We start from the raw sequence: 20,226 nt of genomic DNA on the forward strand, positions 1-20,226 counted from the left end.
ACACCCCGAGAACGGCGGAACGGTCCCCCGCCTCCGGACACCCGAGCAAGGAGCACCATGACGCTGACGTCTCCGCGGCGTTCGGCACTCGCCGACCAGGTGATCGCCCAGCTGAGGAACCAGATCACCTCCGGCGAGTGGCCCGTGGGTTCGCGCATCCCCACCGAACCCGAGCTGGTCGAGCAGCTGGGGGTGGCCCGTAACACCGTCCGCGAGGCGGTGCGCGCGCTGGCGCACAACGGTCTGCTCGACATCCGGCAGGGCTCGGGCACCTATGTGGCCGCCACCAGTGAGCTGGCCGGGGTGATGCACCGCCGGTTCGCGTCCGCCGACCCGCGCCACATCGCCGAGCTGCGCTCGACGCTGGAGTCGTCGGCGGCGCGCCTGGCCGCCGCCCGGCGCACCGACCGGGACCTCGGGCAACTGGACGCGCTCATGCGGCGCCGGGAGGAGACCTGGGCGGCGGGGGACGCCGAGGCCTTCGTGGCGGCGGACGCGACACTGCATCTGGCGGTGGTGGCCGCCTCCCACAACGACGTGCTGACCGGGCTCTACGCCGATCTGGGTGATCTGCTGCGGGACTACCTCCGGGTCGACGTCGGTCATGAGCTGCGGCCGGAGAACCACATGGACCACGGGCGGCTGGTCGAGGCGATCCGCGCCGGTGACGCGGAGACGGCGGCGGCCGAGGCCGCGAGCCACGCGCTCAGCTGCCTGGTGGACCGGGTCTAGGAAGCGCGGAGCACCGGGTCAGGACGCCGCGCCGGTCTCGTCGGCGCCGGTCTCGTCGGCGCTGGTCTGGTCAGCGCCGGTCTCGTCAGCGCTCGTCTCGTTGACGTCGGTCTCGTCGGCGTTGGTCTCGTCGGCGTGGGTGACCCAGGCGGAGCCGACCTCTTTCCAGCAACGGCCGTCCAGCCGTACGGTCCGCCCCGGGCCGACGTCGACCGGCGTCGAGTCCGCGTCGACGTCCCACCAGCGGGCGCAGTCGGTGTGCAGTTGCACGCGGTCGGTGGACGGGTAGGGGTTGTGGCAGTAGGCGACGACCCGGGAGCCCTGGAGCGACGTACGGCATTCGGCGCCGGAGGGTTCGGGGTCCGGTGCGGGTGGTGCGCCCGAACCGGCGGCCCCGACGTGCCCCGCTGCGTACAGGGCGCCGGGGACGAGCAGTCCGGCGACGGCGGTGGAGGCCGCCAGCAGGGACCGGGTTCGGTGACGTGTGCCACGCACAGCGCTCTCCTCCCCTAGAGCACCTCGTTCGGGTCGTGCCGGACCCGCGGGGCCCGGCACGACCCGAACGAAGGACTCTAGACCTGACCAGAAGTCGGGTTTCTCCACATTCTGCGGTGGATCGACCAGATTTTCGACCTGAGCGCCGGGAGGCCGGGACGGACACGGAGAACGGCCGCGCACCACCTCCGGGGAAGTGGTGCGCGGCCGTTTCGGAACGCTGTCGTACGAACGCTGCCGTACGAGGGTCAGGCGCCGATCATGTGCACGCCGCTGTCGACGTGGATGATCTCGCCCGTCGTCCTCGGGAAGAAGTCGGAGAGCAGCGCGACGATGCCGCGGCCGGCCGGCTCCGGGTCCGACATGTCCCAGGCCAGCGGTGCGCGGGTGTTCCACACCTCGGCGAGCTCACCGAAGCCCGGGATGGACTTGGCGGCCATGGAGCCGAGCGGTCCGGCCGAGACCAGGTTGCAGCGGATGCCGTCCTTGCCCAGGTCCCGGGCGAGGTAGCGGGAGGTGGCCTCCAGCGCGGCCTTCGTCGGGCCCATCCAGTCGTACTGCGGCCAGGCGAACTGCGCGTCGAAGGTGAGGCCGACGATCGAACCGCCCTCGCTCATCAGCGGCTTGCACGCCATGGCGAGCGACTTCAGCGAGAACGCCGAGACGTGCATCGCCGTGGCGACCGACTCGAACGGGGTGTTGAGGAAGTTGCCGCCGAGCGCGTCCTGCGGCGCGAAGCCGATGGAGTGGACGACGCCGTCGAGCGTGCCGAGCTCGTCGCGCACCAGACCGGCGAGCCGGTCCAGGTGCTCGGCGTTGGTCACGTCCAGCTCGATGACCTTGGCCGGCTTGGGCAGCTTCCGGGCGATGCGCTCGGTCAGCGTGGGCCGCGGGAAGGCGGTCAGGATGATTTCGGCGCCCTGCTCCTGAGCCACCTTGGCGGCGTGGAACGCGATGGACGACTCCATCAGCACCCCGGTGATGAGGATGCGCTTGCCGTCGAGAATTCCGCTCATGGTGATCAGTGACCCATGCCCAATCCGCCGTCAACGGGGATGACGGCTCCAGTGATGTACGACGCGTCGTCGGAGGCGAGGAAGCGCACCGCGGCGGCGATCTCCTCGGGCTGCGCGTAGCGCGCGAGCGGCACCTGGGCGACGATGCCCTTGCGCTGCTCCTCCGTGAGCACCTGAGTCATGTCGGTGTCGACAAAGCCCGGCGCGACGACGTTGAAGGTGATGTTCCGCGAGCCGAGCTCGCGGGCCAGCGACCGGGCGAAGCCGACCAGGCCGGCCTTGGACGCGGCGTAGTTGGCCTGTCCGGCGGAGCCGAGGAGCCCGACGACGGAGGAGATGAAAACGACTCGGCCCTTCTTGGCGCGCAGCATGCCGCGGTTGGCACGCTTGACGACCCGGAAGGTACCGGTGAGGTTGGTGTCGAGTACGGACGTGAAGTCCTCCTCGGACATCCGCATCAGCAACTGGTCTTTGGTGATACCGGCGTTCGCGACCAGCACCTCCACGTTGCCGTGCTTCTCCTCAATCTCCTTGTAGGCCTGCTCCACCTGCTCGGCGTCGGTGATGTCGCAACGGACCGCGAGAACACCGGCCTCGGTGAGCGCCTTAGGCGGCTCGCCGGAACGGTAGGTGATCGCGACCTTGTCGCCGTTGTCGGCGAAAGCGCGGGCGATGGCGAGGCCGATGCCCCGGTTTCCTCCGGTGACGAGAACCGAGCGGCTCAACGGATCACCCTTTCAAATAGCGGTCTGGTACCTCGAAAACCTATCGGTACCGTCCGCTCTGCGGGGAATCGGCCCCTGACAGCGCCTTCGGCCGGGCACTGTGGGGTTCCTACAGTCCGGCGCGCGCCCCGCCGTCAATCCGGCATTCCCGGCGCATGCGCGGAGAGTCCTTCCTCCCGCGCGGCCTCAGGCATGCGTGTGCCGTACGTGATCAAGGAGCACGCCCTCGGCCAGTGTCTGCTGCCAGCGGGGCAGCATGAAGTCGATGTGCAAGGCGTCCTCCCGGATTGCTCCGGGATCGCCGACCTGCTCGCCGATCCGTGCCAGCCAGGCGTTGACCTCGGCCCAGCGCCACACCAGTGAGCGCCCGGCCGTTCCCTCCGGATCCGGGAACGCCCCGGCGTCCGTACGCCGCTCGCCGTTCACCCACTGGAGTACGTTCTGCCTGCTGCGGCCCGTCCGCTCGGCGACGTCCGACCGCACGTCAATACGACAATTGAGAGTGTGTTCGATCAGCTGGCACCGCGTCGGACCAGCCAGCCGACCTGCTTCCCGACGGGCGTCGGCGTGACGGCCCAGCCCGGCGCGAGCAGATCCATGAGCGGGACACCACGATTGGACTCGGCTGCAGGGTCGTCCAGTTACACCCCTCGCCGACGCGGGAAGCCCTGCGGCGCCGAGGAGCTCGCCTCGGTGAAACCGCGGGTGGCGCGGAGACTGCGGGGGATGCGGACACGTGGAGCGAGAAGCCGGTGGGGGTGAAGGGAGGTTGTCGTTGTGCGGGGACGGGCGTGGCCACCACCCGGAAACCCGTAGCCAACGGCGGCGGTCCACTCCATGATTCACTGCGGAGACCATCAGAGGAGGGGAGCCCTTCGTGGCCCATGAGGTAGATCAGTCGTTCCTGGCCCTTCCGCTGAGGCCGTTGGCCGACGCGGCGCTCGCCCGTGCGCGGGCGCTCGGGGCCGTGCATGCCGACTTCCGCTTCGAGCGGGTGCGCAGCGCCACCTGGCGGCTGCGGGACGCCCGGCCGGCCGGGGCGTCGGACAGTACCGATCTCGGGTACGCGGTGCGGGTGGTGCACGGCGGGGCGTGGGGGTTCGCCTCCGGGGTGGATCTGACGATGGACGCCGCGGCGAAGGTGGCCTCGCAGGCCGTCGCCATGGCGAAGCTGTCGGCGAAGGTCATCGCGGCGGCGGGTTCCGACGAGCGGGTGGAGCTGGCGGACGAGCCGGTGCACGGGGAGCGGAGCTGGGTGTCGGCGTACGAGGTCGACCCCTTCGACGTACCGGCCGAGGAGAAGGCGGGACTGCTCGCCGAGTGGAGCGGCCGGCTCCTGGGGGCGCAGGGCGTCGCGCATGTGGACGCCTCGCTGATGACCGTCCATGAGAACAAGTTCTACGCGGACACGGCGGGCACGGTCACCACACAGCAGCGGGTGCGGCTGCATCCGCAGTTCACCGCGGTGGCGGTGGACGCGACGACCGGCGAGTTCGACTCGATGCGCACGATCGCGCCGCCGGTGGGGCGCGGCTGGGAGTACCTGACCGGGACCGGCTGGGACTGGGACGCGGAGCTGGAGAGCATTCCCGGGCTGCTGGCCGAGAAGATGCGCGCCCCGAGTGTCGAGGCGGGGACGTACGACCTGGTCGTCGACCCGTCCAATCTGTGGCTGACCATCCACGAGTCGATCGGCCACGCCACCGAGCTGGACCGGGCGCTGGGCTACGAGGCGGCGTACGCCGGGACCTCGTTCGCCACCTTCGACAAGCTGGGGAAGCTGGCGTACGGCTCCCCGGTGATGAATGTGACGGGCGACCGCACGGCCGAGCACGGGCTCGCGACGATCGGTTACGACGACGAGGGCGTCGAGGCCCAGTCGTGGGACCTGGTGAAGGACGGCACGCTGGTGGGCTACCAGCTGGACCGCCGCATCGCGAAGCTGACGGGTCTGGGCCGGTCCAACGGGTGCGCGTACGCGGACTCGCCGGGCCATGTCCCGGTGCAGCGGATGGCGAACGTGTCGCTGGCGCCGGATCCCGGCGGTCTCTCCACCGAGGACCTGATCGGCGGGGTGGAGCGCGGGATCTATGTGGTCGGCGACCGGTCCTGGTCGATCGACATGCAGCGCTACAACTTCCAGTTCACCGGTCAGCGGTTCTTCCGGATCGAGAACGGAAGGCTCGCCGGGCAGCTGCGCGATGTCGCCTACCAGGCGACGACGACGGACTTCTGGGGCTCGATGGAGAAGGTCGGCGGTCCCCAGACGTACGTCCTGGGCGGCGCCTTCAACTGCGGCAAGGCCCAGCCGGGCCAGGTCGCGGCCGTCTCGCACGGCTGTCCCTCCGCCCTCTTCAGAGGCGTGAACATCCTCAACACGACGCAGGAGGCCGGACGATGAGCCGCAACCACGAAGCCGGCCGGGGGTCCGGGGGTCGCCCCCCGGGGCAGCACAGTCTCAACACGACGCAGGAGGCCGGACGATGAGCCGCGTCAGCAAGCCGTACGAGATCGTGGAGCGGGCGCTCGAGCTGTCCACCGCGGACGGCTGTGTCGTCATCGCCGACGAGCAGTCGTCGGCCAACCTGCGCTGGGCGGGCAACGCGCTCACCACGAACGGCGTGACCCGCGGCCGCACGCTCACCGTCATCGCCACGGTCGACGGGGCCGAGGGCACCGCGTCCGGCGTGGTGTCCAGGTCCGCCGTCACCGCGGCGGACCTGGAGCCGCTGGTGCGGGCCGCCGAGGCCGCCGCGCGCGGGGCCGGTCCGGCCGAGGACGCGCAGCCGCTGGTCACCGGGGTGCCCGCCTCCCCCGACTTCACGGACGCGCCCCGGGAGACGGACTCCGATGTGTTCGCGGCGTTCGCCCCCGCGCTCGGCGACGCCTTCGCGCGGGCCCGCTCCGGCGGCCGTGAGCTGTACGGCTTCGCCAACCACGAGATGACCTCGACCTACCTCGGTACGTCGACGGGGCTGCGGCTGCGCCATGACCAGCCGAACGGGACGCTGGAGCTGAACGCCAAGTCGCCCGACCGGTCGCGGTCGGCCTGGGCGGGCCGGGCGACCCGCGACTTCAAGGATGTCGACCCGGCCGAGATGGACGCCGAGCTGTCCCGGCGGCTGAGCTGGGCGGAGCGCCGTATCGAGCTGCCGGCCGGACGGTACGAGACGCTGCTGCCGCCGACCGCCGTCGCCGATCTGCTGATCTACCAGCTGTGGTCCTCGACCGCCCGGGACGCCACGGAGGGCCGGACGGTGTTCTCCAGGCCCGGTGGCGGCACCCGGCTCGGCGAGACCCTGTCCCGGCTGCCGCTGACGCTGTGCAGCGACCCGCACGCGCCGGGGCTCGAGTCGGCGCCGTTCGTCGTCGCCCATTCCTCCGGGGACGACGTTTCGGTCTTTGACAACGGGCTGCCGCTGGCCCGCACCGACTGGATCAGGGACGGCCGGCTGGAGCAGCTGACGACCACCCGGCACACGGCGGGCCTGACGGGTCTGCCGCTCGCCCCGGCGATCGACAACCTGATCCTGGAGGGCGGCGGTGAGCGGTCGTTGGAGGAGATGGTGGCCGCGACGACCGGCCGCGGGCTGCTGCTGACCTGTATGTGGTACATCCGCGAGGTCGATCCGGCGACGCTGTTGCTGACCGGGCTGACCCGCGACGGGGTGTATCTGGTGGAGGGCGGCGAGGTGGTCGGCGAGGTGAACAACTTCCGCTTCAACGAGTCCCCGGTGGACCTGCTGTCGCGGGCCACCGAGGCGGGGCGCACGGAGAAGACGCTGCCGCGCGAGTGGGGCGACTGGTTCACCCGGGCGGCGATGCCCGCGCTGCGCATCCCCGACTTCAACATGAGCTCGGTCAGCCCGGGGGTGTGACCCGCCTAGACTGGCTGTTGCCTTTCCATACATACGGAATCACGTAGCTGAGGAGACACGGAACCGTGACGGACATCGTCGACGAGCTGAAGTGGCGCGGGCTGTTCGCCCAGTCCACTGACGAGGACGCACTGCGCAAGGCTCTCGCGGACGGTCCCGTCACGTTCTATTGCGGCTTCGACCCGACGGCGGCCAGTCTGCACGTGGGCCACCTGGTGCAGGTGCTCACCATGCGCCGGCTCCAGCGGGCGGGGCTGCGGCCGCTCGCCCTGGTGGGCGGGGCCACGGGACAGATCGGTGACCCGCGCCCGACCGCCGAGCGCACGCTCAACGACCCGGGGACGGTCGCGCTCTGGGTGGCGCGGCTGCGGTCCCAGATCGAGCCGTTCCTGTCCTTCGAGGGCGAGAACGCCGCGGTCATGGTCAACAACCTGGACTGGACCGCGGGCATGTCCGCAATCGAGTTCCTGCGTGACATCGGCAAGCACTTCCGGGTCAACAAGATGCTCACCAAGGACTCCATCGCCCGGCGGCTGGAGTCCGACGAGGGCATCAGTTACACCGAGTTCAGCTACCAGCTGCTCCAGAGCATGGACTTCCTGGAGCTGTACCGGCGCCACGGCTGCACCCTCCAGCAGGGCGGCAGCGACCAGTGGGGCAACCTCACCGCGGGCCTGGACCTGATCCACCGGCTGGAGCCGGGTGCCGAGGTGCACGCGCTGGCGACCCCGCTGATGACGAAGGCGGACGGGACCAAGTTCGGCAAGTCCGAGAGCGGTGCCGTCTGGCTCGACCCGGAGATGACGACGCCGTACGCGTTCTACCAGTTCTGGCTGAACGTGGACGACCGGGACATCTCCCGCTACATGCGCATCCTCAGCTTCCTGAGCCCCGCCGAGCTGGAGGAGCTGGAGAAGGTCACGGAGGAGCGGCCGCAGGCGCGGTCGGCGCAGCGCGCGCTGGCCGAGGAGCTGACGACGCTGGTGCACGGCGCGGACCAGTGCGCCGCGGTCATCGCCGCGTCGAAGGCGCTGTTCGGCCAGGGTGAGCTGGCCGATCTGGACGAGGCGACGCTGGGCGCGGCGCTCTCCGAGGTGCCGCACGCGCGGGTCACCGAGCTGGGTCCGCTGGTGGACCTGCTGGTGGAGGTCGGTCTGGCGCCGAGCAAGTCGGGCGCGCGCCGCACGGTCAAGGAGGGCGGCGCGTACGTGAACAACGTCAAGGTCGCCGACGGCGAGGTGGCGCCGGCCCGCGAGGAGCTGTTGCACGGGCGCTGGCTGGTGCTGCGCCGGGGCAAGAAGAACCTCGCGGCCATCGAGGTCACGGCCGGCTGAGCAGTCAAGGCAGAGCAGTCGCAGGCAGCACCGCGGCCGGGTACGCGTCACGCGTGCCCGGCCGCAGCCGTCGGCGCTACGGCGTCCGCCGCGCAGCTCTGCTGTTCCTCAGGTCTTCTGCCGCGCGGCTGTTCCGCCGCTCAGGTCTTCTGCCGGTTCCTGCCGCGGATCGATGCCCACAGCATGTCGCCGAGGCCGACCACCACCACGGCACCGATCAGCTGGAGCAGGTGGCGCGTCCAGTCGATGCCCTTGGTGTCGTTGACACCGAGCCCGGTGGCGACAGCATTGCCGAGGACACTTCCGATGATGCCGAAAATGGTCGTCAGCCAGAGTGGGATCTGCTGCTTCCCCGGGAGGATCGCCTTCGCGATCAGACCGAGAACCAGACCCACGATGATTGCCCACAACCAGCTCATGCCGCCTCCTCGTGCGACGTGGTGTCGCGATGTCCGATCAGTCTCGACGCTGAGCGTGTACCCCGCATGTCGGACAGGTCCGTATGTGCGGTGGGAGCGGGTGCACGGCGCGCCCCGGTCTCGGACGCGCCGGATACCGGGCGTACCGTTGGGAGCGGTCCGGTCCGGGGAGCGTCCGGCACAGGAACGGGGTCTCCCCCGGTTCGTCATGAGTTCGGGGACGATGAGTGGAGACGGGATGCGGAAGCAGAGCGGTGCGGAGGTCTTCCGGATCACGGGCGCCCGGCAGGGTCTCGCGGACGATGTGCGTGGCAGGCAGCGGCGCTATGTGATCTCGATGTCCGTGCGCACGCTGTCGGTGGTCGCTGCGGCGGTCCTGTGGAACGTGGAGCGTTATGTGGCGATCGTGGGGCTGGCGCTGGGCGTTCTGCTCCCGTACGTCGCCGTCGTGATCGCCAACGCGGGCCGCGAGAACACCCCTTCGCTGCCGCCGACCTTCGTTCCGGCACCGACCCTGCCGGAGCTCGGGGCCGCATCGTTGGCAGACCCGGCGGAGCCTGGTCCGGAGGCCGGTCAGGACTTCCGCTCCCCGGATCCGAACGCCGGTTCCTGAGCCCGTACGACCGGTTCCGCGGCGGTCCCGAGCTCAAGAAAAGCTCAGATCAATGCTGAAGTTCCAGTGCACCGCACCCCGGTCTGCGTGACATACTTCGTAGGCGCTCCGCATCCCCCGTCGGAGCGACGGACCGACGCCGGGCAGCTCCCCCCGTGGCTGCTCGGCGTCGCCTTTTCTCCGGCGGTGGGATGCGTCAGGCAGCCGCCCGTGCGGTTGACCTAGGGTTGAGTCCGTGAACTCCCCTGAATCCGTGGCCGAGAACGCCGCCGAAGCCCCCGTCTGCTCCGCGAAGGGCTGCCGCGCCGACGCCGTGTGGGTGCTCGCCTGGAACAACCCGAAGCTGCACACGCCGGAACGCCGCAAGACCTGGCTGGCCTGCGACGGGCACCGGGAGCATCTGTCCTCGTTCCTGGGGGTGCGGGGCTTCCTCAAGGATGTGGTGACGCTGGCGGAGTGGGAGTCACCGGACTCGCCCCACGCGTAGGACGCGCTACCCGCCGATCGCCGACATCGGGCGGTCCGGCTGGAGGAAGGACGGGTCGTCCAGGCCGGATCCGGCCTTCTTGCCCCACATCGCGAGCTTCCAGATGCGGGCGATCTCCTCGTCCGGCGCATCCGACCGCAGTGCGCCGCGCAGGTCGGTCTCCTCGCGGGCGAACAGGCAGGTGCGCACCTGTCCGTCGGCGGTGAGCCGGGTGCGGTCGCAGGCGCGGCAGAACGGCCGGGTGACGGAGGCGATGACGCCGACCCGGTGGGGTCCGCCGTCGACCAGCCAGCGTTCCGCGGGGGCGGACCCGCGCCGGTCCTCGCCCTCCGGGGTGAGGTCGAAGCGGGTGCGCAGGGAATCGAGGATGTCACCTGCTGTGATCATGCCGTCGCGCTTCCAGCCGTGCTGTGCGTCGAGCGGCATCTGCTCGATGAAGCGGAGCTCGTAGGCGTTGTCCATGGCCCAGGCGAGCAGGTCAGGGGCCTCGTCGTCGTTGAGCCCCGGCATCAGGACGGTGTTGACCTTGACGGGGGTGAGCCCGGCGTCCCGGGCGGCTTCGAGGCCGGCCAGGACGTCGTGGTGCCGGTCGCGGCGGGTGAGGGTCTTGAACACGTCGGGGCGCAGGGTGTCCAGCGAGACATTGACCCGGTCCAGGCCCGCGGCCTCGAGCGCGGCGGCGGTCCGTTTCAGCCCGATGCCGTTCGTCGTGAGCGACATCTTCGGGCGGGGATCCAGGGCCGCGCACTGTTCCACGACGGAGACGAGTCCGGGGCGCAGCAGCGGCTCTCCGCCGGTGAAGCGGACTTCGGTGATGCCCAGCCGTGTGACGGCGATGCGGACGAGCCGGACGATCTCCTCGTCACTCAGCAGGTCCGGTTTGGCCAGCCACTGCAGGCCTTCCTCGGGCATGCAGTACGTACAGCGCAGATTGCACCGGTCGGTGAGCGATACCCGCAGGTCGGTGGCGACCCGGTCATAGGTGTCGATGAGCATGGTGGGCCCCCTCCTCCGGCTGACTTCCCGGTTGCGGTCGCTGACTCTTTCGAGACTACGCGAGACGTGTGACATCGCAGGGGCCCGTTTGACACGAGGTGCGACGCGGCCGCGTCGTAGGACTCTACGACGCGGCCGCGGGAGGGAGCGGTGCGAGAAGCCGGCTCCTGGCTGAAACTCCTGGTCTCAGTGGGCGCCGATGCCGGTGAGGGACTTGACTTCCAGCTCGGCGTACTTGCCCTTGTCCGGCTCCTCCTTCGACAGGAGGGAGCCGATCCAGCCGAGCAGGAAGCCCAGCGGAATGGAGATCAGGCCGGGGTTCTCCAGCGGGAACCAGGCGAAGTCGACGCCCTTGAACATCGAGGTCTTCGCGTTGCCGGAGACGACCGGCGAGAACAGCACGAGGATCACCGAGCTGGCCAGACCGCCGTAGATCGACCACAGCGCGCCCTGGGTGGTGAACCGCTTCCAGAAGAGGCTGTAGAGGAGCGTCGGCAGGTTCGCCGAGGCGGCGACGGCGAAGGCGAGCGCCACCAGACCGGCGACGTTCATGTCGCGGGCGAAGGCGCCCAGCAGGATCGCTGCCGCGCCGATGAAGACGGTGGCCCAGCGGGCGGCCCGCATCTCCTCCTTCTCGCTGGCCTTCCCCTTGCGGATGACATTGGCGTAGATGTCGTGGGCGAAGGAGGACGAGGACGCGAGGGTGAGGCCCGCGACGACGGCGAGGATGGTGGCGAAGGCGACGGCGGAGATGACGGCGAGCATGATGGCGCCGCCGGTCGTGCCGACCCCGCCGAGGTACTCGGCGAGTTGCGGTGCCGCCGCGTTGCCCGCCGGGTTCTTCGCGATGATCTCCTTCGGGCCGATGAGGGCGGCGGCGCCGAATCCGAGGGCGATCGTCATCAGGTAGAAGGCGCCGATGATGCCGATGGCCCAGTTGACGGACTTACGGGCGGCCTTGGCGGTCGGCACCGTGTAGAAGCGGATCAGGATGTGCGGCAGGCCCGCGGTGCCCAGCACCAGGGCGATACCGAGGGAGAGGAAGTCCAGCTTCGAGGTGCCGGTGGCGCCGTACTTGAGTCCGGGCTCCAGGAACGACGCGCCGTGGCCGCTCTTCTCCGCGGCGGTGCCCAGCAGGTCGGAGACGTTGAAGTTGAACTTCCAGAGCACCATGAAGGTCATCAGAATGGCGCCCGCGATGAGCAGCACGGCCTTGACCATCTGCACCCAAGTGGTGCCCTTCATGCCGCCGATGGTGACGTACACGATCATCAGGACGCCGACCAGCGCAACGATGAGGATCTTCCCGGCGTCGCTGGTGATGCCGAGGAGCAGGGAGACCAGCACACCCGCGCCGGCCATCTGCGCCAGCAGGTAGAAGATCGAGACGACGATGGTGGAGACGCCCGCCGCGGTGCGTACGGGGCGCTGCCGCATCCGGTAGGCGAGGACGTCGCCCATGGTGTAACGGCCCGAGTTGCGGAGCGGTTCGGCCACCAGCAGCAGGGCCACCAGCCAGGCGACGAGGAAGCCGATCGAGTAGAGGAAGCCGTCGTATCCGAAGAGGGCGATGGCTCCGGCGATACCGAGGAACGAGGCGGCGGACATGTAGTCGCCGGAGACCGCGAGCCCGTTCTGGAAGGCGGTGAACTGACGGCCGCCGGCGTAGAAGTCGGAGGCGCTCTTGGTCTGCCGGCCGGCCCAGACGGTGATCCCGAGGGTCGCCGCGACGAAGACCGCGAAGAGCGTGATGATCAGCGGCCGGTGCTCGGCGGTGGAGGAGGCGGCGAGCACGGCGGTGTGGGAGTGATACGCGGCGCTCATGCGTCGGCCTCCATACGGGACTTGATGGCCTCGCCCTTCGGGTCGAGCTTCGCCGAGGCGTGCCGCGAGTAGAACCAGGCGATGAGGAAGGTGGTGAGGAACTGGGCGAGGCCGAAGACGAAGGCCACGTTGAAGTTGCTGTACACCTTGGTGCCCATGAAGCCGCCGGCGTAGTTGGACAGCAGCACGTACAGCAGGTACCAGAGGATGAAGCCGACGGTCAGCGGGAAGGCGAACGAGCGGTACGAATGGCGCAGTTCGCCGAATTCCGCGCTCTCCTGCTCCGCGATGAAGGCCTCAGTCGTGGGCTGGGCCGGCCCTGGTTCCGTACTGCCCTCGGGTGGCGGTGCATCGGTAGCCACGGAATCTCCTCGCGACGCGGGTGCGGTAGTGATGGGGACGGTGGATTTCACTGCATATCTCGATACTGGGGGGTGTTGGTGCGCCTCCCCTGACAACGGCACGCGTCGCGCGGCAAAGCGGTTCACCGCTGTTCGGCCCTTCTCCGGGTCACCCCTTCGGACGCTCCGGCGGAAACGGGTTCTCGTGAACTCATTGATGAGCCGGGATCATCAGCGATAGCTTCACTCGTCATGTACGCGACTGGGCACGCCCGTGTCCGGTCGACTGACACGGATGAAGTGGAGACCCCATGGCTCATCTGGGATCCAGACGGACACGCGCGATGGCGCTGCCTGTCGGATTGGCCCTCACCGTCTCGCTCGGCTTCCTGCCGACGGGTGCCGCGACCGCGTCTCCGGTGCACGGCCGGCCAGCGGCTGCGGCGACGGACGGACCGAAGCTGTCGTACGTGGTGAACACACGGGGCGGTCAAGGCACCGTCAAGCAGGTGCGCAAGGCGGTGGAACAGGCCGGCGGCACGGTGGTGATCGCCTACGACCGGATCGGTGTCCTCGTCGTCCACTCGCAGAACCCGGACTTCGCACAGTCCATACGCAGGGTCAAGGGTGTGGACTCGGCGGGCGCCACCCGCACCAACCCGATCGTCCCGCAGGCCACCACGGACATCGGCCTCCCGCAGCCGCTCACCGCGCAGCAGGAGCGGAGCGCCGCGGCGCGGGCGACGGCGGACCAGGACCCGATGGAGCCCCTGCAGTGGGACATGCCCGCCATCAAGGCGGACAAGGCGCACCAGAAGTCGCTGGGCAGCCGGAAGGTCACGGTCGCGGTCATCGACACGGGTGTCGACGACACCCACCCGGACCTCGCCGCGAACTTCGACCGGGGCGCCTCGGCGAACTGTGTGTCCGGCGCACCGGACACCACGCTCGGCTCCTGGCGTCCGAACAGCGGTGAGAGCCCGCACGGCACGCATGTCGCGGGCACCATAGCCGCCGCGAAGAACGGCATCGGGGTGACGGGCGTCGCTCCGGGCGTGAAGGTCGCCGGTATCAAGGTGGCGAACCCGGACGGGTTCTTCTACACCGAGTCCGTCGTCTGCGGCTTCGTCTGGGCGGCCGACCACGGTGTCGATGTCACCAACAACAGCTATTACACCGACCCTTGGCTGTTCAACTGCAAGGACGACCCGGACCAGGGCGCACTGGTCGAGGCCGTCGCCCGGGCCACCCGGTACGCCGAGGGCAAGGGCACGGTCAATGTCGCCGCCGCGGGCAACTCGGCCCAGGACCTGGCGGCTCGCACGATCACGGACTCGTCCAGCCCGAACGACACGAACCCGGTCACCCGGACGATCGACCCGAAGAAGTGCTTCGACATCCCGACGATGCTGCCGGGTGTCGTGACGGTCTCGGCGACGGGTGCGAAGGGGCTGAAGGCCTCGTACTCGAACTACGGGAACGGCGTCATCGACGTGGCCGCCCCGGGCGGCGACTCGACGGTCTACCAGACTCCCGCGCCGCCCGCGACGAACGGTCGGATCCTGTCCACGCTGCCGGGCGGCGAGTACGGCTACATGGCCGGTACGTCGATGGCCTCCCCGCATGTCGCGGGAGTGGTCGCCCTGATCAAGTCGACGCACCCGCACGCGTCGGCGGCCGCGGTGAAGGCGCTGCTGACGGCGGAGGCCGACGCCACCGCGTGCGGCGCCCCGTACGACATCAATGGTGACGGCACCATCGACGCGGTCTGCGAGGGCGGCAAGAACCGCAACGGCTTCTACGGAGCCGGTGTGGTGGACGCCCTGGACGCGGTCCGCAGGTAGCGGGTCCGGTACGGGGGCCGGAGTCCACCGGCCCCCGTACCGGCCGGGCCGGGAGGCCCGGGCCGGCCGGTCGCGACCGGCCCCGCTCGGCGCGCGGCCCGACGGGGGCGGTCGCGGTCCTCCCGGTTCACGGCTTGATGAGGACCTTCAGCGCCGTGCGCCCGTCCATCGCCTTGTAGCCGACCGGGACCTCGTCGAGGCCGATGGTCAGGTCGAAGACGGGCGACGGGTCGATGGTGCCGGACAGCACGTCGGGGAGCAGTTCCGGAATGTAGCTGCGTACGGGGGCGACCCCGCCGCGCAGGGCGATGTTGCGGTCGAACATGACGCCGAGGTCCAGTCCGGTGCCGCTGCCGTGCGGTACGCCGACGTAGCCGATCGAGCCGCCGTCGCGGGTGATCTCCACGGCCGTGCGCATCGACTGCTCGGTGCCGACTGCCTCGATCACCGCGTGTGCGCCCTCGCCGCCGAGCAGTTCCCGTACGGCGGCGACGGCGGCCTCGCCCCGTTCGGCGACGACGTCCGTGGCGCCGAAGGTGCGGGCGATGTCGGTGCGCGCCTGGTGACGGCCGAGCGCGATGATCCGCTCGGCGCCCAGCCGCTTGGCGGCCATGACACCGCACAGCCCGACGGCACCGTCACCGACGACGGCGACCGTGCTGCCGGGCTTCACACCGGCGCCGACGGCCGCGTGGTGGCCGGTGCCGAGGACGTCGGAGAGGGCCAGCAGCGCGGCGAGCAGGCGGTCGTCGGAGGCCGCGGCGGCGGGGAGCTTGACCAGGGTGCCGTCGGCGAACGGGACGCGTACGGCCTCGCCCTGGCCGCCGTCGGAGCCGACCGAGCCCCAGAAGCCGCCCTGGGGGCAGGAGGTGGTCAGGCCCTCGGCGCAGTAGGCGCAGGTGCCGTCGGACCAGACGAAGGGGGCGACGACGAGGTCGCCGACGGCGAAGCCGTTGACCCCGGAGCCCGCCTCCTCGACGATCCCGAGGAACTCGTGGCCGATGCGCTGGCCGGGCTGCCGGGCGGACTCACCGCGGTAGGCCCACAGATCGCTGCCGCAGATACAGGCCCGCAGAACCCGCAGAACCACATCGGTGGGCTGCTGGATCGCCGGGTCCGGCACCTCCTGCACGCGGATGTCGTGAGGGGCGTGGATGACGGTGGCGCGCATGCGTGGGGGTCCTTGCTGATCTCAGATGCTGATACCCCGCCCACGGTACGCCCAGGGGTTCACGCCGGGCCATCTCGTACCCGGTGCGAGCGCTCCGACGGTCAGCAGGAGCTGCGCCGCCACATAGGTGAGCATGACCCAGAAGTCAGGTGCGGGCAGCTGCGGCCATCCTGCGATGCCGGTGGCGATCAGCCCGTCGGAGAGAAGGAAGAGCGCACCGCCCGCGGCGGCGTACCGGCCGAGGACGCCGGACCGGTATGCCATGGCGGTGAGCAGCAGGCTGTACCCCGCCAGCGGGATCCGCAGGCCGGCCGGCAGCCCGCCCCAGATCAGGGCGAGGAAGGCGGCCAGTACGGCCGCATACAGGATTCCGGGCAGCAGGGCGCCGCGGGCTCGTCCGAAGAGCCGGAGGTAGCAGACGTGCCCGGCCGCGAAGCCGCCCATCCCGATGAGGAAGGCGGTGTCGTTGTCGGCCAGCAGGAACGTGTCGCCGACCCAGCCGCAGAGCAGCGCGGCGATCAGCGGGCGGGGCCCTCGCCGGGCGGCGGCGTACCCGGCCAGCAGCGGCATCAGCAGTGGTTTGGCGAGGAGGTGGGCGAGGCCGGTGCCGGTGAGGACCCCGAGGAGGTCGACGGCGCAGACGGTGAGGAAGGCGATGAGCAGGGGGCGTACGAAACGCTCCCGCCGGTCCGCGAACGGGCCGGCGCTCATCCGGAGCTCCCCCGCGCGGGGGCGGGGGCGGTGACGCCGTGCGCCGATGCCCCGGACGGCTGCCAGCCGGGCCCCCGGAAGACCCGCCCGGCGCGCTCGCCCCAGCTGCCCGCCGCGCGTACGTCACGGGCGATGGCGGCGTACTCGTGGGTGGCGACCCGTAGCGGGTTGAACGTGTCGATGTTCTTGGTGAGCCCGAACACGGGCCGCTGCGTCTCCGCCGTGAAGGAGCCGAACCACCGGTCCCACACGATCAGGATGCCGCCGAAGTTCCGGTCGAGGTAGCCGCCCTGGGAGGCGTGGTGCACCCGGTGGTGCGAGGGCGTGTTCAGTACGTACTCGAAGGGCCGGGGCAGCTTGTCGATCCGCTCGGTGTGCACCCAGAACTGGTAGACGAGGTTGGCCGAGGAGCAGAAGGCGAGCGCCGCCGGGTGGACACCGCAGGCGATCAGCGGGAGGTAGAACGGCCAGACGGTCAGCGAGGTCCAGGGCTGGCGCAGCGCGGTGGAGAGGTTGAACTTCCGGCTGGAGTGGTGGACCACGTGGCAGGCCCAGAGGATCCGGATGACGTGGTGGCCGCGGTGCGACCAGTAGTAGAGGAAGTCCTGCCCCAGCAGCATCAGCGGGACGGTCCACCACAGGACGGGCACGCGGAGCGGCGTCAGCTCGTACACCGCGGTGTAGACGGCGACGATGGGCACCTTCCACAGCAGGTCGAAGGCCAGGCTGCCCAGCCCCATGGTGATGCTGGTGGCGGCGTCCTTGGCCTCGTACCCGGCGGCCTCCTCATCGGGGTGGAAGCGGTGGAGCGCCATTTCCAGAACGGTGAGCAGGACGAAGGCCGGTATGGACCAGAGCACTACATCGGGCAGGTTCGTCGGCATGCCAGCACCGTAGAGCCGCAGGTCGGCCCGGGGCCAGACGTTGTTACCAACAAGTATGCGAGACGCGTTGTCAGCAATTCTTGGTGACTTCTGACAGCACGGCCGTCGCACGATCCCTCCACCATGGTCCGACAGGGGGAGGAACTGCGGTGCAGGGTCTTGAAGTTGCGCTGGTCCGGCTCGCGACGACGGTGCTCGGCACGGTGGCGAGGTCGCTGGTCACGCCGAAGCCCTGCGCGGGGCTGATCCCGGACCCGGTGCGCCCGCTCCCCCGCCCGGCGAAGCCGGACCGGCTGGCGAAGGTGCTCGGCGGCCGACTGGCGGAGTCGTACGCCGGACTCCCGGAGCACGAGCGGCTGGCCGCCGTGGACGGGGGTCAAGGACACCTTCGCGGCGGCGGGCGCGCTGACGGCGGACCGGCTGTTCGCGCTGAACCTGAATCCGGAGCGGCTGGCCGTCGAGCTGTCGGCGCCCCCGGCGGGGCTCTCGGAGCGGACGGCCGGACTGCGCACGCTCTGCCTGTTCCAGTGCCGGATACCGCACGGTCTGGCGCCGCTGCGCGACCTGCCCGGGCTCACCTCGCTCGTACTCGAGTCGTACTCCGGTTTCGCCGACCTGACACCGTTGCGCGGCCTGACCGACCTGACCATCGCCCTCGCGTACGGCACCCGGGCCACCGGCACCGAGCTCTTCCCGCCCGAGCGCACCGTCCACCGCTCCTAAACCCCCGCCGCCCCCAGCAACTCCCCCGCCGCATACGTCACGGCCATCGCGAGCGCTCCACCGCCCATGTTCCGCAGCAGCGCCGGTACCACCGCCGCGTCGCCCAGCCGGGCGCTCCACCAGCCCGTCAGGGCCAGCGCCGCGAGCACCGACAGTACGGTCACGAGCAGCCGCAGCGACTGCGGGGGCAGCACGATCGCCAGCAGCGGCAGCAGCGCGCCCACGGTGAACGCGAGGAAGCTGGCGCCGGCCGCGTGCCAGGGGTTCGTCAGGTCGTCCGGGTCGATGCCCAGCTCGACCTCCGCGTGGGCGCGCAGCGCGTCGCGTTCGGTGAGCTGGACGGCGGCCTCGCGGGCCACCTCGTGGCTCAGTCCCTTGCCCTCCAGCAGTCCGGTGAGCTCGGCGAGTTCCGCCTCCGGCATCTCCGTGAGCTCGCGCTTCTCCGTGGCGAGGGCGGCCTTCTCCGAGTCGCGCTGGGTGGAGACCGACACGTACTCCCCCGCGGCCATCGACATGGACCCGGCCAGCAGTCCGGCCAGGCCGGCCGTCAGCAGGGTGCCGCGGTCGTCGGTGGCCCCGGCGACACCGACGACGAGACCGGCGGTGGAGACCACACCGTCGTTGGCCCCGAGCACGGCGGCACGCAGCCAGTTCAGCCGTGCGCCCATGCCGTTGCTGTGCGGTTCGTGGTGCGCCTGGGGATCGCTCATCCGGGGATGGTCTCACCTCGTGGTGTCACCAGACGCGTACCGACCCGCCCGGCGCGAACGCGGGGCTGGTCGCGCCCGCGGGAACCTCCTTCAGGGGTTCGGCGATCTCCTCGACCGTCGGGCCGACGACGGCGGCGACACGGTCCAGCCCCGCCAGGTCGAATCCGTAGACGCGGGCGGCGTTGCCGCCGGTCATGGCCGCGATCTCGGCGGGCGGCAGCCCGGCGTACGCGATCCGCAGGCCTTCTCGTGAGTACGGGGCGGTGCCCTCGTCGTGCGGGTAGTCGCTGCCCCACATGATCTTGTCGAGGCCGATCCGGTCGCGCAGCGGGACCTCGTGCGGGCGCATGAAACTGGCGCCCACGTAGCAGTTGTCGCGCCACACCGCGCTGGGGCTCGCGCCCATCGAACCGGCCAGCCCCGCACCGAACTTGGACTCCGCCGTGGCCGCCCGGGCGGCCGATGCGACGAGCCGGCCGTGGTAGTAGTCGAGCATCTCCATGATGCCCGGGATCCAGCCGGAGCCCTGTTCGGTGAGGACGAGCCTCAGACCGGGGTGGCGGCGGAACGCGCCGCCGAAGATCAGGTGCCACAACGCCCGGTGCGAGAACCAGGTGGTCTCCACCATGAAGACGGCGCGGGCCGCGGGTTCGTCGCCCAGCGGCGGGGAGGCGGAGCCGCCGTGGTGGTTGACCGGTACGTCCAGTTCCGCGCAGACCGCCCAGAGCGGGTCGTACGCCGGGGAGTACAGCTCCGGTACGCCGGAGCCCGGTGGGGCGCCCGGCAGCAGGATGCCGCCGGTGAGTCCGGCCTCCTTGGTGCGGCGGACCTCGCGGGCCGCCTCGGCCGGGTCGTTGAGGAGGATCTGCGCGACGCCCGCACGCCGGCCGGGCGCGGCCGCGCAGAAGTCGGCGAGCCAGCGGTTGTGGGCCCGCAGCCCGGCCCAACGCTGTTCGTACTCCGCGCGGGAGGGTGCGGGGGCCATCAGGGAGGCGGAGGGGAAGAAGGGCGGGATGGTGTTGGGGAAGACGACCTCGGCGACGATGCCGTCCGCCTCCAGGTCGGCGAGCCGGCGGGCCGAGTTCCAGTTGCGGTCGGCGGTGTCGGCCACCAGGTCCTCGTACGGATTGACGTACGTGGCCGCCCAGGCGTCGAAGTCGTCGTGGTGCTCCGACTCCAGGTACGGCTTGTAGTCGAGGAGGTCGGCGCCGGCGTGGCAGTCGGCGGAGATGACGGTGTAGCGGTCCGCCGGGCCGCCCCCGGGACCCGCCGGGCCGCCTCCAGGACCCGCCGAGACGCTCTCGGGGTCTGTCACAGCGCCCT

General features: G+C 70.5%; 19 protein-coding genes and 1 pseudogene. 7 read left to right on the forward strand and 13 right to left on the reverse strand.

The window, feature by feature from the left end; all coding sequences use genetic code 11:
* The first annotated feature begins 57 nt into the window (after positions 1-57).
* Positions 58-732 (forward strand): FadR/GntR family transcriptional regulator, encoded by a 675-nt coding sequence (locus FHX80_RS03150; RefSeq protein ID WP_145762699.1) that lies wholly within the window; start codon positions 58-60, stop codon positions 730-732.
* Between the two features lie 132 nt (positions 733-864).
* Here the strand turns inward: FHX80_RS03150 and FHX80_RS03155 are convergent.
* From FHX80_RS03155 to FHX80_RS03170, 4 genes and pseudogenes are all read right to left on the reverse strand, one after another.
* A pseudogene (locus FHX80_RS03155) lies at positions 865-1,227 on the reverse strand (hypothetical protein); the annotation flags it as partial.
* Positions 1,228-1,475: 248 nt separating this feature from the next.
* The gene (gene fabI / locus FHX80_RS03160) at positions 1,476-2,243 is read right to left on the reverse strand and encodes an enoyl-ACP reductase FabI (protein WP_145762701.1); all 768 of its coding nucleotides are present in this window, start codon (positions 2,241-2,243) and stop codon (positions 1,476-1,478) included.
* A 5-nt stretch (positions 2,244-2,248) separates the two neighbouring features.
* Positions 2,249-2,968: a 3-oxoacyl-[acyl-carrier-protein] reductase gene (fabG, locus tag FHX80_RS03165; protein ID WP_145762702.1), complete on the reverse strand. Its 720-nt coding sequence runs from the start codon at positions 2,966-2,968 to the stop codon at positions 2,249-2,251.
* Positions 2,969-3,154: 186 nt separating this feature from the next.
* The gene (locus FHX80_RS03170) at positions 3,155-3,451 is read right to left on the reverse strand and encodes a helix-turn-helix transcriptional regulator (RefSeq protein WP_145762703.1); all 297 of its coding nucleotides are present in this window, start codon (positions 3,449-3,451) and stop codon (positions 3,155-3,157) included.
* A gap of 394 nt (positions 3,452-3,845) precedes the next feature.
* Here FHX80_RS03170 and FHX80_RS03175 point away from each other — a divergent pair, with 394 nt between their 5' ends.
* From FHX80_RS03175 to tyrS, 3 genes are all read left to right on the forward strand, one after another.
* Positions 3,846-5,369, forward strand: a complete 1,524-nt coding sequence (locus FHX80_RS03175; protein ID WP_145762705.1) for a TldD/PmbA family protein — start codon at positions 3,846-3,848, stop codon at positions 5,367-5,369.
* Between the two features lie 82 nt (positions 5,370-5,451).
* Positions 5,452-6,846 (forward strand): metallopeptidase TldD-related protein, encoded by a 1,395-nt coding sequence (locus FHX80_RS03180; RefSeq protein ID WP_145762709.1) that lies wholly within the window; start codon positions 5,452-5,454, stop codon positions 6,844-6,846.
* Between the two features lie 65 nt (positions 6,847-6,911).
* Complete coding sequence (gene tyrS, locus FHX80_RS03185; protein ID WP_145762710.1) at positions 6,912-8,180, forward strand: tyrosine--tRNA ligase; 1,269 nt, start codon at positions 6,912-6,914, stop codon at positions 8,178-8,180.
* A 140-nt stretch (positions 8,181-8,320) separates the two neighbouring features.
* Here the strand turns inward: tyrS and FHX80_RS03190 are convergent, their stop codons facing one another.
* The gene (locus tag FHX80_RS03190) at positions 8,321-8,599 is read right to left on the reverse strand and encodes a GlsB/YeaQ/YmgE family stress response membrane protein (RefSeq protein ID WP_145762711.1); all 279 of its coding nucleotides are present in this window, start codon (positions 8,597-8,599) and stop codon (positions 8,321-8,323) included.
* A 238-nt stretch (positions 8,600-8,837) separates the two neighbouring features.
* Between FHX80_RS03190 and FHX80_RS03195 the strand changes: the two genes are divergently transcribed.
* Positions 8,838-9,212 carry a DUF3099 domain-containing protein gene (locus FHX80_RS03195; protein WP_145762712.1) on the forward strand — a complete coding sequence of 125 codons (375 nt, stop codon included), beginning with the start codon at positions 8,838-8,840 and terminating at the stop codon, positions 9,210-9,212.
* A 235-nt stretch (positions 9,213-9,447) separates the two neighbouring features.
* Positions 9,448-9,699, forward strand: coding sequence for a hypothetical protein (locus FHX80_RS03200; protein WP_145762713.1), 252 nt, complete (start codon positions 9,448-9,450; stop codon positions 9,697-9,699).
* Between the two features lie 6 nt (positions 9,700-9,705).
* On the opposite strand, the gene moaA is transcribed toward FHX80_RS03200, so the two are convergent.
* From moaA to FHX80_RS03215, 3 genes are all read right to left on the reverse strand, one after another.
* Positions 9,706-10,695: a GTP 3',8-cyclase MoaA gene (moaA, locus tag FHX80_RS03205; protein ID WP_208764570.1), complete on the reverse strand. Its 990-nt coding sequence runs from the start codon at positions 10,693-10,695 to the stop codon at positions 9,706-9,708.
* 186 nt (positions 10,696-10,881) lie between these two features.
* On the reverse strand, positions 10,882-12,519 hold the full coding sequence (locus FHX80_RS03210) for a solute symporter family protein (protein WP_145762715.1): 1,638 nt from the start codon (positions 12,517-12,519) through the stop codon (positions 10,882-10,884).
* Positions 12,516-12,881, reverse strand: coding sequence for a DUF485 domain-containing protein (locus FHX80_RS03215; protein ID WP_145762716.1), 366 nt, complete (start codon positions 12,879-12,881; stop codon positions 12,516-12,518). Before FHX80_RS03215 ends, FHX80_RS03210 begins: the two co-directional genes overlap by 4 nt.
* Positions 12,882-13,171: 290 nt before the next feature.
* On the opposite strand from FHX80_RS03215, the gene FHX80_RS03220 reads away from it, so the two are divergent.
* A complete protein-coding gene (locus tag FHX80_RS03220; RefSeq protein WP_145762717.1) occupies positions 13,172-14,704 on the forward strand; it encodes a S8 family peptidase in 1,533 nt (510 codons plus the stop codon).
* A 127-nt stretch (positions 14,705-14,831) separates the two neighbouring features.
* On the opposite strand, the gene FHX80_RS03225 is transcribed toward FHX80_RS03220, so the two are convergent.
* From FHX80_RS03225 to FHX80_RS03250, 5 genes are all read right to left on the reverse strand, one after another.
* A complete protein-coding gene (locus FHX80_RS03225) occupies positions 14,832-15,875 on the reverse strand; it encodes a zinc-dependent alcohol dehydrogenase family protein (RefSeq protein WP_145762718.1) in 1,044 nt (347 codons plus the stop codon).
* 21 nt (positions 15,876-15,896) lie between these two features.
* Positions 15,897-16,586: a lysoplasmalogenase gene (locus FHX80_RS03230; protein WP_145762719.1), complete on the reverse strand. Its 690-nt coding sequence runs from the start codon at positions 16,584-16,586 to the stop codon at positions 15,897-15,899.
* Positions 16,583-17,470: a sterol desaturase family protein gene (locus tag FHX80_RS03235; RefSeq protein WP_145762720.1), complete on the reverse strand. Its 888-nt coding sequence runs from the start codon at positions 17,468-17,470 to the stop codon at positions 16,583-16,585. The genes FHX80_RS03230 and FHX80_RS03235 overlap by 4 nt, the downstream gene beginning before the upstream one ends.
* Before the next feature lie 719 nt (positions 17,471-18,189).
* Positions 18,190-18,903 carry a VIT1/CCC1 transporter family protein gene (locus FHX80_RS03245; RefSeq protein ID WP_145762721.1) on the reverse strand — a complete coding sequence of 238 codons (714 nt, stop codon included), beginning with the start codon at positions 18,901-18,903 and terminating at the stop codon, positions 18,190-18,192.
* A 25-nt stretch (positions 18,904-18,928) separates the two neighbouring features.
* Positions 18,929-20,134, reverse strand: coding sequence for an amidohydrolase family protein (locus tag FHX80_RS03250; RefSeq protein WP_244318519.1), 1,206 nt, complete (start codon positions 20,132-20,134; stop codon positions 18,929-18,931).
* Between the last annotated feature and the right edge of the window lie 92 nt (positions 20,135-20,226).

Origin of the sequence: Streptomyces brevispora, from assembly GCF_007829885.1 — a bacterium.
Lineage (GTDB): Bacteria > Actinomycetota > Actinomycetes > Streptomycetales > Streptomycetaceae > Streptomyces > Streptomyces brevispora.

Bases quoted from the DNA above. Each gene is read 5' to 3' on its own strand.
- FHX80_RS03230 (WP_145762719.1), bottom strand. From the start codon at position 16,586: ATGAGCGCCGGCCCGTTCGCGGACCGGCGGGAGCGTTTCGTACGCCCC.
- FHX80_RS03180 (WP_145762709.1), top strand. From the start codon at position 5,452: ATGAGCCGCGTCAGCAAGCCGTACGAGATCGTGGAGCGGGCGCTCGAG.
- FHX80_RS03235 (WP_145762720.1), bottom strand. From the start codon at position 17,470: ATGCCGACGAACCTGCCCGATGTAGTGCTCTGGTCCATACCGGCCTTC.
- FHX80_RS03150 (WP_145762699.1), top strand. From the start codon at position 58: ATGACGCTGACGTCTCCGCGGCGTTCGGCACTCGCCGACCAGGTGATC.
- FHX80_RS03190 (WP_145762711.1), bottom strand. From the start codon at position 8,599: ATGAGCTGGTTGTGGGCAATCATCGTGGGTCTGGTTCTCGGTCTGATC.
- moaA (WP_208764570.1), bottom strand. From the start codon at position 10,695: ATGCTCATCGACACCTATGACCGGGTCGCCACCGACCTGCGGGTATCG.
- FHX80_RS03245 (WP_145762721.1), bottom strand. From the start codon at position 18,903: ATGAGCGATCCCCAGGCGCACCACGAACCGCACAGCAACGGCATGGGC.
- FHX80_RS03210 (WP_145762715.1), bottom strand. From the start codon at position 12,519: ATGAGCGCCGCGTATCACTCCCACACCGCCGTGCTCGCCGCCTCCTCC.
- FHX80_RS03195 (WP_145762712.1), top strand. From the start codon at position 8,838: ATGCGGAAGCAGAGCGGTGCGGAGGTCTTCCGGATCACGGGCGCCCGG.
- FHX80_RS03225 (WP_145762718.1), bottom strand. From the start codon at position 15,875: ATGCGCGCCACCGTCATCCACGCCCCTCACGACATCCGCGTGCAGGAG.
- FHX80_RS03220 (WP_145762717.1), top strand. From the start codon at position 13,172: ATGGCTCATCTGGGATCCAGACGGACACGCGCGATGGCGCTGCCTGTC.
- fabI (WP_145762701.1), bottom strand. From the start codon at position 2,243: ATGAGCGGAATTCTCGACGGCAAGCGCATCCTCATCACCGGGGTGCTG.